The sequence below is a fragment of the Asticcacaulis tiandongensis genome, from assembly GCF_006475605.1.
Classification (GTDB): domain Bacteria; phylum Pseudomonadota; class Alphaproteobacteria; order Caulobacterales; family Caulobacteraceae; genus Asticcacaulis; species Asticcacaulis tiandongensis.
This window is the reverse complement of sequence record NZ_ML636837.1, coordinates 258,873-272,713: the sequence shown is the minus strand read 5'-3', so window position 1 is coordinate 272,713 and position 13,841 is coordinate 258,873. Positions and strand designations below refer to the sequence as shown.

The window sequence follows — 13,841 nt, the reverse complement described above, 5'->3', positions numbered from 1 at the left end:
CCTGTTTCTTACTGTGCACTACGAAGGTTCTGGCGCACACGTAACATGTCCGTGTGCTGTATGGGGCCTGACGTAAGAACCCAGAACGGGCCGCCCGGAATATGTTGTACCGATTTCAGTTCGGCTTGGTAAAGGAAAGGGAAATCCGCGTGTTTGATTATGCCGATAAGCTCGCCTGACATCAGGCCCGGATAAGTTTTTTCCATGCGGACGCAGAAATTGGCGGCGGCTTTCAGGAAGGAATCCACCAGATCGGGCCGTAGCTTCCAGGACGACCAGTTAATGCTGTCCATGATCGACTGTGCGGTGGGGTAGAAATCCGGCCACCCTTCTTCCATGGAGCGCCGCAACAGCATGCCAAACATGAAGAACATGTAGAAATGGCGTTCATCGCCGGCTTTGATGTCCTGAGCGGCATGTTGACGATAGTGATACTTATGGGCAGGGAGCATCCATATATTACCGGCGCAATTCAATGAGGTTATATGGAAGATGTAATCGTCGTAGGCTCGTATATTTTCAGGGAAATACAGCTTCTTATTATCCAGAAAATCGCGGCGGTACACTCGACGCCAGATCGTGGGCTGGCCTTTGATGATGTCCTGAGAGTTCAGCCATATAGCTTCGAGTTGGCCAAATTGCTGTCGATTGTATTTCTCGAAGGCCTTGTCCTCATAGGACGGAGAGATGACGGGGTCTTGCTCGGTGTCGTAGATGTCAAAACCGGCCTGAACGATCTCATTACCGGTATAGAGCGCGAGGTCATAAAGGTCGGCAAAAAAGTTGTCAGAAACCAGATCGTCAGCGTCAACGAAAGCGATATGGGTCCGATCCGAAATCAGCCGTCCGTAATTTCGTGCTGAAGCACAGCCGCCGTTGGGTTTGGACGCAACGATAACTCTTGGATCATTGGCGAAGTGCTTTTGAGCCTTCACTTCGGAACCGTCAGTGGAGCCATCATTGACGACGATAATGCGAACATCGTCACGATCGTTGCAAAGCAGGCTTTCGACGCATTCTATGAGGAAGTCATTGGCATTATAGGCAGCGACCACCACATCAAGCCCCGGAGTAAGATGGGAAGGTACATTGTGAGCGGTATGGTTCAGTTGCCAGATGCCGGCATCGATATTCAGGTTTGACACTAAGTCCAGACGTAGACGGTGGCTTGGTATGGGTGTGGCTTCCCGTGTGAACAGAGACAGGCGAGGCCAGACTGATTTGTTGAGCGCTATAAATATATGCTCGTAGTTCTGGTATACGCTATCGCCTTGTATCAGCAGAGGGGAAGTCCCGTTCAGGTGTTTGGATAGTGTCACTTCAACCTGACCAAAGGGCAGAATTTTTACATTTTCCAGTTTATTCAACTGAATGAGTTCTTCGACGAAGCGTGCCTCGGCAACTTTTTTACGGAAGCTGATAATTGGAACGTCGGGACGGAGCAGTGCATGGCTCAGCAGCAGGCCAATGTCGCCTTCACAAAGGTCGATAACCGTATAGTTTTTGGAAAGTTCACTGTTAGACAGAAAGCCGAGATAGGCCGAAAATGACGGATTGCCACTGTTTACGAGGCTTAACCGCAATGGCGTCGGCAGCTTTTTGGGCACAATAAGATCCCGCCCAAAAAGCTTAACACTCTGCTCTTTGTCCGGTGTGTCGATCTTTGAGATCGAAATGAATTGAGCCACAGGCTCAAGGTCACTTACTGATATATGAGCGTCTTCGAGGGGAAAAAGCAGGCTCTGATCGCGGATAGTAATAAGAAAGCCGTCATCCTTTAACTCAACGAAAAGGGGTGTCCGGTGGCTCATTCCTGATGGCGAGAAGGGGAACACGACCTCGTCCTGCCACTGGTCGTTGACCATGCGGTTTAGGATGATTGTGCCTTCACGCGGCCGAATTGACAGGTGGAACTGGCGTTGGTATTCGGCAGTGCGAAGCTCAAATATGGCTGCGTCAGCTAAAGGAAAGTGTGGATTTAATATGTAGATCATACTGGGGCGTCTTCATCGCAATCTGGTTAGTAAAATTGGATTGATTGTAGTGAAATTTAGAATTTATATTATGTTGCGTAGAAACAAAAAAATGTTGTTGAGCAACGGATTTGATATTGAGTTGAAAGACAATTTAAAGCCTTTATCTTTTGATCTCAGCGTGTCACCACAAATTTCATCATAGTGCATTTCTGGTTTCAATGTGTTGTATTTATTTGGAGTTAGCCCAGTTTGTCCGTGTCTTTTCTCTTAGAATTTTTATCTAGTTGCCGTATTTGATTTTCGCATAAATTAAGCAACTTTTCTATATCTATATCGTATGACTCTCCGGTGTCATCTGTTTCTGCCCAATATGGTCTTGCCAGCGGAGTGCCTTCTGCAGCAGTCGTCCATTCTATGGGTACTACAACGGTTTGTTGTTCGGCCATCCATGAATAACCAGTCAAAAACTTAGGACTTCCATATGTAGTGCCCACCTTGCCTCCATACATTGGGATCATGGTTCCAGTTCCTAGTGGGCCTGAAAAGTAGTCAATTTTGTTCACGGCGTGGCACTTTTCTTTAATAGTCATGCCGTGCATGTGAGTAACGCTTATGTTCTTAGATCCGATAATTCGGTCAATTATAAGCATTTCTTTATCCTTAATGCTTGGGAAACTGTCGGGGCCATCTGTCGACCCGGTCATTCCATTTACGTATATATTTATTGAATCGTAGTATTTATTAATCAAATTAATCAAGCGGATGAAAAATTCTTCCTGACGAACAAAAACGCGCTTTTCGAGTTCCAAGCTTATGAAAAGGTTTACGCAGTTGTTCGCATTATCGGCTTTACTCTCACCGTCCGAAATCCATTTTTGAAGAGTTTTTCTAAAATCTGCTCTCCAAATGTAATCACTATTTTGCTCTGGAAAGATGCACATCACTGACGAGTAAGATGTATCAGGATCCTTTTCCAGATAATCATCAAAAGACTGACGGCCCGCTATTTTCGCAAAAGGCAACAACTCACCAACATCAAAGAGATTGCCTTCGGGCAGCAATAGTATTGATGGGGTGTAATTTTTCCAAATCCTGTTCCTGATATCACGCAGGTAAAAAATTTTAGCAGCGACATCAAGGGGGCGATCCACTAGCAATGCAATAAGGGTTGCATTTGCGTTCGGCTTTTTACTGGTTTGCGCCGATACAAACGCATTAAATGACCCTTCAGTCACCCCTCCGCCAGCGCTACAACCATCTGACCACCGGTAGGAAAGTTTAGCAACAACGTCAAAAGTTATTGCGAGTACCTTTCCATTCGCGTCAGCTGCAAACAAGTCAACTGACCAGACACCAACATCCCAGCGCCAGAAATGAGTTGGGGAGAAGCTTTCAATGTTTGGGATTTCTTCTAAGAGCAGTTCTTTAGCTTTTTGCCATTCATGCTTATCTGATCCTATGCCATGCAGACAGATCATTGAGCAGTGGTGCTTTGCTCTTAAAATTGTTTCACCGGATACAAATTCCATTTTGTTTCAGCTTTTTCAATAGTTTTTCTGGTTTGCCAACATCAATGAATCCCACACCCACTGATAACCTAATTATCTTGGGTCGACACTGAAGGTGTCAAATTTATTGCCATTATCTGCTTGCGCTAAGAAACGTCTTGCGCAATCCAATGCTTCGCGAATGGTCACATCCATATCCAGATAGCGGTAGGTGCCGAGGCGGCCTACAAAGGTGATATTCTGCTCCGCTTCGGCCTGATCGATATATTTCTCGAGCAGGGCCTTATCTTCTACCAGCCGCACAGGGTAATAGGGCACATCATCCTCGGTACAGCGACGTGAGTATTCACGATAACATACCGACCCGTCATGACTTTCCCACGGCGCAAAGTGCTTGTGCTCGGTGATGCGGGTGTAGGCGACGTCTTCATCGCCGTAATTCATTACCGCGCACCCCTGATAGTCGCCCTCATAGGTGAATTTCTCAAAATCGAGTGTACGATATTCAAGTCTGCCGAGATTGTAGCTGAAATAGGCATCCAGCGGGCCAGACCAGAAGCTGTGGTCATAGGTGGCCATTTCAGCTCTGGTGATCTCAACACCCAGTTCAACCGAAATGTTCGGGTGATCCAGAAGGGCCGCGACGATCGGCGTATATCCCTGCTCCGGAATACCCTGAAAGCGGTGCGTGAAATAGTTATCGTCATAATTGAAGCGTACGGGCAAACGCTTGAGGATCGAAGCCGGTAGTTGCTTCGGATCAAGCCCCCACTGCTTAAGGGTGTAGCCACGGAAAAAGGCCCTGTAGAGGTCAGGCCCGATAAATTTCAAGGCCTGTTCTTCGAAATTGCGCGGTTCGGTTATAGACTTGTCGGCAATATCTTCAATAAAGGCGCGTGCTTCGTCAGGACGCAGAGTCTTGTTGTAGAACTGGTTAATCGTGTGAAGATTTACAGGCAATGAGTAGACCTTATCGCCGCTGGTGGTTTTCACACGGTTCTTATAGTCCTTAAAGGTGCCGTAGCGATTGATATAGGTCCACACCTCCTCGTCGGAGGTGTGAAAAATGTGCGGCCCATATACGTGCAGCATCACGTCGGTTTCACTGTCGCGTTGGGTGTGGCAGTTACCGGCGATGTGGGTGCGCTTATCCTTTATGTGTACCTTGTGCCCGGCTTCAGCGAGTTCACGTCCGATAACCGCTCCGGAAAAACCGGCACCAATAATTAAAATTGATTTAGACACTTAGACCTCGAGAAATAATTTGAATAGCGCGGCGATCATTAAGATGATCCGGTGTAAGTGGATCACATGAGGTTATATACCGAGCATATATGAGTTTGTTATGCTTTATCCTGAACGAGTTGATCAAGGCATCTTCTCACTGAAACGGGCCATTCTGCCAATTTTATGTCGTAAGTTGTGAGAATTTTCTGACAATCGAGTACCGAATGGGCGGGCCGGAGAGCTTGAGGGCCATATTCTGCCGTTGAAATCGGAGCCACTATGCCAGCTTTTAGGCCTTTGGCGCGCATTTCTCTAAACAGGGCGTCCGCAAGACCTGCCCAACTGGTCTGTCCTGCGCCGGTAAAGTGGAAAATGCCGCGCAAGGCCGCCGTGCGGTCCTGAGTTACCCGAGACGCAATTTCCAAAAGCGCGTCGGCTATTTCTGGTGCGTAGGTAGGGCATCCGGTTTGATCGTCAATCACCCTGATCGTTTCATGGGTGGCGGTTCGTCTCATCATGGTCTTGATGAAATTATTACCGTATGGCGAAAAGACCCATGACGTACGTAGAATGACATGATTGTCGGTGGCAGCCGCAATCGCTTTCTCACCTGCCAGTTTGGTTTCACCATAGATATTTATGGGCGAGGGTAAGTCCGTTTCAGCATAGGGCGCTGCTTTTCGACCATCAAAAACATAATCGGTCGACAGGTGCAGAAGTGGGATATCAAGCTCGTCAGCAAGCTGGGCAAGGGCAGCAGGGCCGTGTGCATTAACGCGCATTGCCAGCTCAGGCTCGGATTCGGCCTGATCCACCAATGTATAGGCCGCGGCAGAAATAATCACATCCGGTTGCGCCGCGAGCACAGGCAAACGCAGGCTGTCAGATCTGGCAAGATCAATCACCGGACGCGCCAGTGTCACCAGATCGATACCCCGACGGGCTGAGGCCGCTTTCAGGGCGCTGACGACCTGTCCGCTTTGCCCTGTTACCAATATGCGCAACGATTAACTCCTTGTGGGGTTTTACCGCTCACTGTATTCAAAGCCGTTCACGCAGGGGCTGCCACCAATGGCGGTTCTCCAGATACCAGAGGACGGTCTTTTCGATGCCGGTCTCAAAAGTTTCCTGCGCCTGCCAGCCCAGTTCGGTTTCCAATCGGGTGGCATCAATAGCATAGCGTCGGTCGTGACCCGGCCGGTCGGTAACGTGGCGGATCAGGTGACTGTGGGGTTGTGCCTGCGGCCTGTGTTTGTCCAGAAGGTTGCAGACGCTGCTGACTACCTCCAGATTGGTGCGTTCATTACGCCCGCCAATATTATAGGTGCGCCCTGCCTGCCCCTTGGCGGCAATCATGTGCAGGGCACGCGCGTGGTCTTCGACATAAAGCCAGTCGCGGATCTGTTTGCCATCACCATAGACCGGCAAGGACTGGCCCTCCAGTGCATTGAGGATCGTCAACGGGATGAGCTTTTCAGGGAAGTGATAAGGGCCGTAATTGTTGGAGCAGTTGGTAACAATGACCGGTAGTCCGTAGGTTCTGTGCCACGCCCGCGCCAGATGATCTGAAGCGGCTTTTGAAGATGAATAGGGTGAGGACGGGTCGTAAGCAGTGTCTTCGGTGAATAACCCCTCACCCTCAAGTGAACCATAGACCTCATCGGTGGAAACATGGAGGAAACGAAAGGCCGATTTCTCTGCAGTGGGAAGACGGTTCCAATAATGACGCGTGGCCTCAAGCAATGTAAAGGTGCCCGTTACATTGGTGGTTATAAAGGCGTCAGGTGTATCAATCGAACGATCTACATGCGTTTCAGCAGCCAGATGGATAATGTGCTCGGGCTGGAAAGTAGTAATAACTTCGGATATTGTCTGGGCATCTGTAATATCGGCCTGAACAAACCGGTAGGCTGGAGAGGCTGACACGCTTTCCAGAGATGCCAGATTCCCTGCATAGGTAAGCTTGTCGATATTCATAACGTCTGCGCCGATATCGCTGATTAGATGCCGTACCAGAGCAGAGCCTATGAAGCCCGCACCGCCTGTAATCAGTACCCTCATGACTTTAACTCAAGCTCTGCTTCTTTAAGATGGGGCTGGGCGCGATCCTTGGTCGATAAAATCGTATCGGAAATGTCTATGGGCCAGTCGATACCAATATCAGGGTCGTCAAATCGGATGCCTCTGTCATGAGCAGGCATATAATGGCGGGTTACTTTATAGAACACTTCAGTATCAGCAATCAGAGTGCAATAGCCATGCGCGAAGCCTTCGGGCACCCATAACTGGTGCCTGTTTTCGGCGGTGAGGACTTCGCCTACCCATTGACCGAAAGTTGGGGATTCTGGGCGAATATCAACGGCCACGTCAAATATCGCGCCTTTAAGGCAACGCACAAGCTTACCTTGCGCATAGGGAGCGAGTTGATAGTGTAAGCCGCGTAAAGTACCTTTTGTGGCGGAAAAGGCCTGATTGTCCTGAACGAAAGTGACATCGGCTATATGTTTTCGAAACCAGTCATCACGGAAGGTTTCCATGAACTGGCCGCGCGTATCGCCATGAGCTATTGGGGTAATAAGGGCGAGACCAGACAGAGGATAGGTTTTGTAATGCACAACAATCCCTTAGGCATAACTTCACCTTAAGGTTATAGGTCGCAATCGGTCGCGTGCAAGCTGAAATACAATAAGGCACCCAGCCATCACTGGATGCCTTATTGTATGAAGGTTCTTATAGAACTAGATCACATAAGGTGGTTCGACCGGCAGATAGGCGTTGTCGAGCAGATAAGCGACAATCGCATCTGCCTCGTCTTCGGCGGTGCTGGTACCGGTGGTGATTTCAGCGCTTTCAGGGGCCTCATAAGGGCTGTCTATGCCTGTGAAGTTTGGGATTTCACCGGCACGGGCCTTTTTATAGAGGCCCTTCGGGTCGCGGGATTCGGCGACCTCAAGCGAAGTGGCGACGTGGATTTCGATAAATTCGCCGTCTTCAAGCAGTTCGCGCGCCATCTGACGCTCGGCTTTGAACGGTGAGATGAACGACACCAGCGTAATGAGGCCCGCTTCGACCATCAGTTTGGACACTTCGGCGACGCGGCGGATATTTTCCACGCGATCAGCATCGGTAAAGCCCAGATCCTTGTTCAGGCCGTGGCGGACATTATCGCCATCGAGCAGGATTGTGTGCTGACCCAGACTGAGAAGCTTCTTTTCGACCAGATTGGCAATGGTCGATTTACCCGCACCGGACAGGCCGGTGAACCAGAGCACGACCGGTTTCTGGCGCTTGACCTCTGCACGGGCGGATTTAGTGACCTCAAGGGCTTGCCAATGAACATTGGTGGCGCGGCGTAAGGAGTGCTCAATCAGGCCCGCTGCCAGGGTCAGGTTCGTGATGCGGTCGATCAGAATAAAGGCACCGGTTGCCTTATTGTCCGCATACGGATCAAAGGCGATGGGTGCCTGTGCCGCGATGTTAACCTCGGCCACTTCGTTGAGTTTCAGGGTCTTGGCGGCCTGTTGCTCGAAGGTGTTGACGTCGGTTTTGTATTTGATGTCGGTGATGCTGATGGCGACGGTACGCGTGCCGGTTTTCAGCAGGTACGGACGACCGGGGATGAGTTCATCTTCGCTCATCCAGATCAGTTTGGCCTGAAACTGATCGGTGAATTCTGGGCGCTCTTCGGGCTTCGACAACACATTGCCGCGCGAAATATCGATTTCGTCTTCGAGGGTCAGGGTAATCGCCTGACCGGCGACGGCCACAGGCAGGTCACCGTCATAGGTGGTAATGGTTTTGACGCGGGATGTCAGGCCGGAGTCAGCGACAATGATTTCGTCGCCCGGACGAACGGAGCCTGAGGCAATGGTGCCGGAAAACCCCCGGAAATTAAGGTCGGGGCGGTTGACCCACTGTATGGGCAGGCGGAAGGGTGCATTGGCTTCATTGCGGTGAATTTCCACCGTTTCCAGATGCTCCACCAGCGTCGGGCCGGTGTACCAGCCGAGGTTTTCGCCGCGTTCCAGAACATTGTCGCCAAAGCGGGCAGACAAGGGAATGGGTTGCAGGGTTTCAAAACCAAAATCCGCCGCCAGTACCTTATAGTCGGCAACGATACGGTCAAAAATTTCCTGCGAATAATCGACCAGATCGATTTTGTTGATCGCCAGCACGACATGTTTGATGCCCAGAAGCGAGACGATGAACGAGTGGCGGCGCGTCTGGGTCAATATGCCTTTACGGGCATCGATCAGGATCACGGCGAGATCGGAGTTGGAGGCACCGGTCGCCATGTTGCGGGTATATTGTTCGTGGCCCGGCGTGTCGGCGACGATGAATTTACGTTTGTCGGTGGCGAAGAAGCGATAGGCGACATCGATGGTGATGCCCTGTTCGCGTTCGGCCTGAAGGCCGTCAACGAGCAAGGCGAGGTCGATGTCTTCGCCGACCGTACCGAAACGGCGGGAGTCCTTCTCAAGGCCAGCCAGTTGGTCCTCGAAGATCAGCTTGGTGTCATAGAGCAGGCGGCCGATCAGGGTCGATTTGCCGTCATCGACTGAGCCGCAAGTAAGAAAGCGCAGCAGGGTCTTGTTTTCATGCGCACTGAGATAATCGCGGAAAGCGGCGGGATCGGTTTCGTTGAGCGTAATGGCGTTCATCAGAAGTATCCTTCGCGCTTTTTCTTTTCCATCGAACCGGCTTCGTCATGGTCAATCAGACGACCGGCGCGCTCGGAGGTGCGGGCCACCAGCATTTCGGCAACAATTTCTTCGAGTGTGGCCGCGTTGGATTCCACGGCGGCGGTCAGCGGGTAGCAGCCGAGTGTACGGAAGCGGACGGTTTTGATTTCAGGCTTTTCGCCAGCCTTCAGTTGGAAACGCTCGTCATCGACCATGATCAGCTGACCGTTGCGTTCAACGACGGGGCGCGGCGCAGCGAAATAGAGCGGTACGATGGGGATGTTTTCGCTGAGGATATATTGCCAGATATCGAGTTCCGTCCAGTTGGACAGAGGAAATACGCGGATAGATTCGCCCGGACGGATACGGGCATTGTACAGGTTCCACAGTTCCGGGCGCTGGGTCTTGGGTTCCCAGCCATGATTGGCGGTACGGAACGAGAAGATGCGCTCCTTGGCGCGAGATTTTTCCTCATCGCGGCGTGCACCGCCAAAGGCGGCGTCAAAGCCGTGCGCGGTGAGAGCCTGCTTCAGGGCGTCGGTCTTCATGACGGTGGTATAGACCGAGCTGCCGTGATCGAAGGGATTGATATTGTCCTTGACGCCGTCCTGATTGGTATGGGTGATCAGTTCCAGCCCCAGACGCCTGGCCGTCTCATCGCGAAACGAGATCATTTCCCTGAACTTCCATGTCGTATCGACATGCAAAAGCGGGAAAGGCGGCTTAGAGGGATAAAAGGCCTTCATAGCCAGATGCAGCATGACCGCTGAATCCTTGCCAATGGAATAGAGCATGACCGGATTTTTAAATTCGGCAGCCACTTCGCGCATGATGAAGATCGACTCTGCCTCAAGCCGGCGCAAATGCGTCAGGCGATCCGTACTAATTTCCATGCCGTACATACTCTCAGAAGGTGCGTAACCGCCCGCAGCCCAAAATCAGGCGGCAGTCAGTCTTATCTTTAGCGCGGGTTTTAGCCGCAGGGCACCTGCGCTGCAAACGTATAAGCCTGTCGCTTTGAGTCAGCTAATCTAAAGAATGCCCAGATCAGGATCACCGAAGGCGACAAAATTCGGATTGGCAAAATCGGCATCTTCGGCTTGGTTTCGCTTGCCATAGAGAAAGGGAGAGCCGTCAAGACGGGTGACCTTACCACCGGCGGCATTAAGAACGGCATGGCCTGCGGCGGTGTCCCACTCCATGGTACGGCCAAGTCGCGGATAGATATCCGCCTCACCAGTGGCCAGCAGACAGAATTTCAGGGATGAGCCTGCGGAGACAAAATCCCTGACCTTATAGGCTTTGAGCCAGGCTTGCGTTTCCGCTGCCCCGTGCGAGCGGCTGCCGATGGCCAGAAGCCCTTCCGAGGGTGCGGGACGCACGCGAATGGGGCGGGCATTGTCGATCTGGCCGTTGACGATTTCGCCGGTGCACGCACCAGTGTTTTCTGAGCCCCAGAAAATACGGCCAAGCGCGGGGGCGTAGACGACACCGGCTGTGGGTATGCCGTTTTCGATCAGGGCAATATTGACGGTGAATTCACCGTTGCGTGAGATGAATTCCTTGGTGCCATCAAGCGGATCGACAAGGAAAAAGCGCTGCCCGATGTCCGGAAGGCGTCCGGCGGCAGCTTCTTCTTCGGCGACAATGGGAATATTGGGTGTCAGGGCCACAAGGCCTTTGAGGATGATGGCTTCGGCGGCCCGATCGGCCTCGGTGACCGGTGAGTCATCGCTCTTGGTCTCAATCGCGAAGCCGCGATCATAAAGGCGCATAATTTCAGCACCGGCTTCAAGGGCGATGGGGTTCAGGTTCATTTTTTAAGGCTCATAGGCTGAAAGTCAGGCGTGCCTTAGCATCCAAAGGAGGTAAGGCAAAGACCCTAACGGGGTCTGCCTTTTTGCCATTATGCGGCGGTGCGGGTTTGTGTAACGCCAGCGACAAGGACTGCGCCCTTTGTCATGATTATATTTCCTGATTGAAAGCGCCAACCTCGGGGTGGTTAGCCAGACGTGGCTTTACCTCTTTGCGGAACAGGTCGCGCATATCGTCCGCTGAGTTGAGGGATTCAACCACGACCACCAGTTCAGGCTTGTTACTTGAGGCCCGCACCAGCACCCATGAGCCGTCCTCGAGGTGTACACGTGCGCCGTTGACGGTGATCACTTCGGTGATCTTGCGGCCCAGAATCTCACCGCCTGCGGCATGCAGGGCGACATATTCGGCAACGATCCTGTCAAGGACGCCGTATTTCAGTTCATCGGCGCAATGCGGCGACATGGTCAGCGACGTATAGGCCACCGGCAGGGCCGCCTTAAGCTCGCTCAAACGTTTGTCCGGATTACGTTCCAGCATGGCCAGAACGGCAGCAGCGGCAACAATGCCGTCGTCATAGCCAAGGCCGATCGGGTCGTTGAAGAAGAAGTGGCCCGATTTTTCAAAACCGGCCAGCGCCTTAAGCTCAGAGGTTTTACGCTTGATGTAGGAATGTCCGGTCTTCCAGTAGACTGTGTTGGCGCCATTGGCCTTAAGGACGGCGTCGGTGGCATAAAGGCCGGTCGATTTGACATCGACGACGAAGGTGGCGTCCTTGTGGATCGCCGACAGGTCGCGCGCCAGCATCAGGCCGATCTTGTCAGCGAAGATTTCCTCGCCCGTATCGTCGACCACACCGCAGCGGTCGCCGTCACCGTCAAAACCGAGCGCCAGATCAGCGCCGTATTCCTTGACGGCCTTGGCCATCTCCTGAAGCATATGGTGGTCTTCGGGGTTGGGATTGTATTTCGGGAAAGTGTTGTCGAGCTCGCAATCCATCTCGATGACTTCGGCACCCATGGCGCGCAGGGCTTGCGGGGCAAAGGCACCGGCGGTGCCGTTACCGCAGGCGCAGATGACCTTAAGCGGGCGGGTCAGTTTAGCCTTGGATGAGGCGTCGGCCAGATAGCGTTCCTGAACGCCGGTAACGCGCTTAAGCACACCGCCTGCGCGTTCAATGCCAGAACCTGACATAACGATTTCCTTCAGGCGGCCAATCTCGTCCGGCCCGAAGGTCAGCGGGGCCTGTGTACCCATTTTCACGCCCGTCCAGCCGTTTTCATTATGGCTGGCCGTGACCATGGCCACCGCAGGGGCATCCAGGTCGAACTGGGCAAAATAGGCGATGGGCGACAGGCACAGACCGATGTCCAGCACTTCAACACCGGACTGAAGCAGGCCGATGATCAGGGCGTTTTTGATATTGGTCGAATAGGAGCGGTAGTCATGGCCAACGACGATGCGCGGCTTGATGCCCTGTTCGTGGATATAGGTGCCAAGGCCTAGCCCCAGCGCCTGAATGCCCAGCAGATTGATTTCCTGCCCGAAGATCCAGCGGGCATCATATTCACGGAAGCCGGTTGTTTTAACGAAGGCTTCGGTCTCAAACGCAAAACTGTTGGGAACCAGATCGGTGCGGGGCAGTAAGGACATGCAAAGGAATCCGTGAAAATGAATTAGCTGAAAAGAGGGGACAACGCTTCACGCGCAGCGTCTTTGAGATCGTCGCGTTTCAGCGCCAGAGCGACATTAGCGCGAAGAAGGCCGATCTTGTCGCCGCAGTCATAGGTCACGCCGTCATATTCCAGCGCGTGAAAGCTCTGCGTCTGCATCAGGCGGAACATAGAATCGGTGAGCTGAATCTCGCCACCAGCCCCTCTGTCCTGCGTTTCCAGAAGGTCGAAGATTTCCGGCTGAAGAATATAGCGGCCTGAGACAATCAGATTGGACGGGGCGGTGCCTTTGGCCGGTTTTTCGACCATGCCGGTCATGCGGTTCAGGCGGCCTTCGCGGGTTTCAAGCGCGACCACACCATATTGATGGGTCTGATCTTCGGGCACGGCTTCGACGACAATGATATTGCTGCCGGTCTGCCTATGGGCGTCTATCGCCTGTTTCAGGGCGGGGGTTTCAGCATCCATCACCATGTCCGGCAGGATAACCGCAAAGGGTTCATCGCCGATCAGATCGCGTGCACACCAGACCGCATGCCCGAGGCCGAGTGGCTGCATCTGGCGGACAAAGCTCATTTCCCCTGGACGGGGCAATTCCGCGAGCATGGCCTCAAGGATATCGGTCTTGCCCTTGGCCTTTAGCTGGGCCTCAAGCTCCACCTGATGGTCGAAGTAATCCTCGATGGCCCCTTTGAAGCGGCCGGTGACAAAGATGATGTGCTCAATGCCTGCGGCGCGGGCTTCTTCGACAACATAGGACAGAATGGGGCGATCGACCACATTCAGTAATTCCTTAGGGGTGACCTTGGTGCCTGGCAGAACCCGCGTGCCGAGTCCGGCGACAGGTACAACGGCCTTACGAACCTTACGATGTAACAAACTTCAACCTCAGATATTGACGGGTTCTTATGGTTTTAACAAATAGGGGACGCCTTAAAGGCGTTTAGCTTAGTGCCTCAT

Annotated in this window: 11 protein-coding genes; all 11 read right to left on the bottom strand. The window is 52.5% G+C overall.

Annotation, left to right across the window (positions count from 1 at the left end):
• Positions 1 to 8: 8 nt before the first annotated feature.
• Positions 9 to 1,994, bottom strand: a complete 1,986-nt coding sequence (locus tag E5201_RS01240) for a glycosyltransferase (RefSeq protein ID WP_140984179.1) — start codon at positions 1,992 to 1,994, stop codon at positions 9 to 11.
• 221 nt (positions 1,995 to 2,215) lie between these two features.
• Positions 2,216 to 3,505 (bottom strand): glycoside hydrolase family protein, encoded by a 1,290-nt coding sequence (locus E5201_RS01235; RefSeq protein WP_140984178.1) that lies wholly within the window; start codon positions 3,503 to 3,505, stop codon positions 2,216 to 2,218.
• Between the two features lie 72 nt (positions 3,506 to 3,577).
• Positions 3,578 to 4,729 carry a UDP-galactopyranose mutase gene (gene glf / locus E5201_RS01230; protein ID WP_140984177.1) on the bottom strand — a complete coding sequence of 384 codons (1,152 nt, stop codon included), beginning with the start codon at positions 4,727 to 4,729 and terminating at the stop codon, positions 3,578 to 3,580.
• A gap of 98 nt (positions 4,730 to 4,827) precedes the next feature.
• Positions 4,828 to 5,706, bottom strand: a complete 879-nt coding sequence (gene rfbD, locus E5201_RS01225) for a dTDP-4-dehydrorhamnose reductase (protein WP_246050374.1) — start codon at positions 5,704 to 5,706, stop codon at positions 4,828 to 4,830.
• 46 nt (positions 5,707 to 5,752) lie between these two features.
• Positions 5,753 to 6,772 (bottom strand): dTDP-glucose 4,6-dehydratase, encoded by a 1,020-nt coding sequence (gene rfbB, locus E5201_RS01220; RefSeq protein ID WP_140984175.1) that lies wholly within the window; start codon positions 6,770 to 6,772, stop codon positions 5,753 to 5,755.
• Positions 6,769 to 7,326 (bottom strand): dTDP-4-dehydrorhamnose 3,5-epimerase, encoded by a 558-nt coding sequence (gene rfbC, locus E5201_RS01215; protein ID WP_140984174.1) that lies wholly within the window; start codon positions 7,324 to 7,326, stop codon positions 6,769 to 6,771. The genes rfbB and rfbC overlap by 4 nt, the downstream gene beginning before the upstream one ends.
• 123 nt (positions 7,327 to 7,449) lie before the next feature.
• Positions 7,450 to 9,372: a sulfate adenylyltransferase subunit CysN gene (gene cysN, locus E5201_RS01210; RefSeq protein WP_140984173.1), complete on the bottom strand. Its 1,923-nt coding sequence runs from the start codon at positions 9,370 to 9,372 to the stop codon at positions 7,450 to 7,452.
• Positions 9,372 to 10,295, bottom strand: a complete 924-nt coding sequence (cysD, locus tag E5201_RS01205; RefSeq protein WP_425456554.1) for a sulfate adenylyltransferase subunit CysD — start codon at positions 10,293 to 10,295, stop codon at positions 9,372 to 9,374. The genes cysN and cysD overlap by 1 nt, the downstream gene beginning before the upstream one ends.
• A 129-nt stretch (positions 10,296 to 10,424) precedes the next feature.
• Complete coding sequence (gene cysQ / locus E5201_RS01200; protein WP_140984171.1) at positions 10,425 to 11,210, bottom strand: 3'(2'),5'-bisphosphate nucleotidase CysQ; 786 nt, start codon at positions 11,208 to 11,210, stop codon at positions 10,425 to 10,427.
• 148 nt (positions 11,211 to 11,358) lie between these two features.
• On the bottom strand, positions 11,359 to 12,861 hold the full coding sequence (locus E5201_RS01195) for a phosphomannomutase/phosphoglucomutase (RefSeq protein ID WP_140984170.1): 1,503 nt from the start codon (positions 12,859 to 12,861) through the stop codon (positions 11,359 to 11,361).
• A gap of 23 nt (positions 12,862 to 12,884) precedes the next feature.
• Positions 12,885 to 13,760 carry a UTP--glucose-1-phosphate uridylyltransferase GalU gene (gene galU / locus E5201_RS01190; RefSeq protein WP_140984169.1) on the bottom strand — a complete coding sequence of 292 codons (876 nt, stop codon included), beginning with the start codon at positions 13,758 to 13,760 and terminating at the stop codon, positions 12,885 to 12,887.
• Positions 13,761 to 13,841 lie beyond the last annotated feature (81 nt).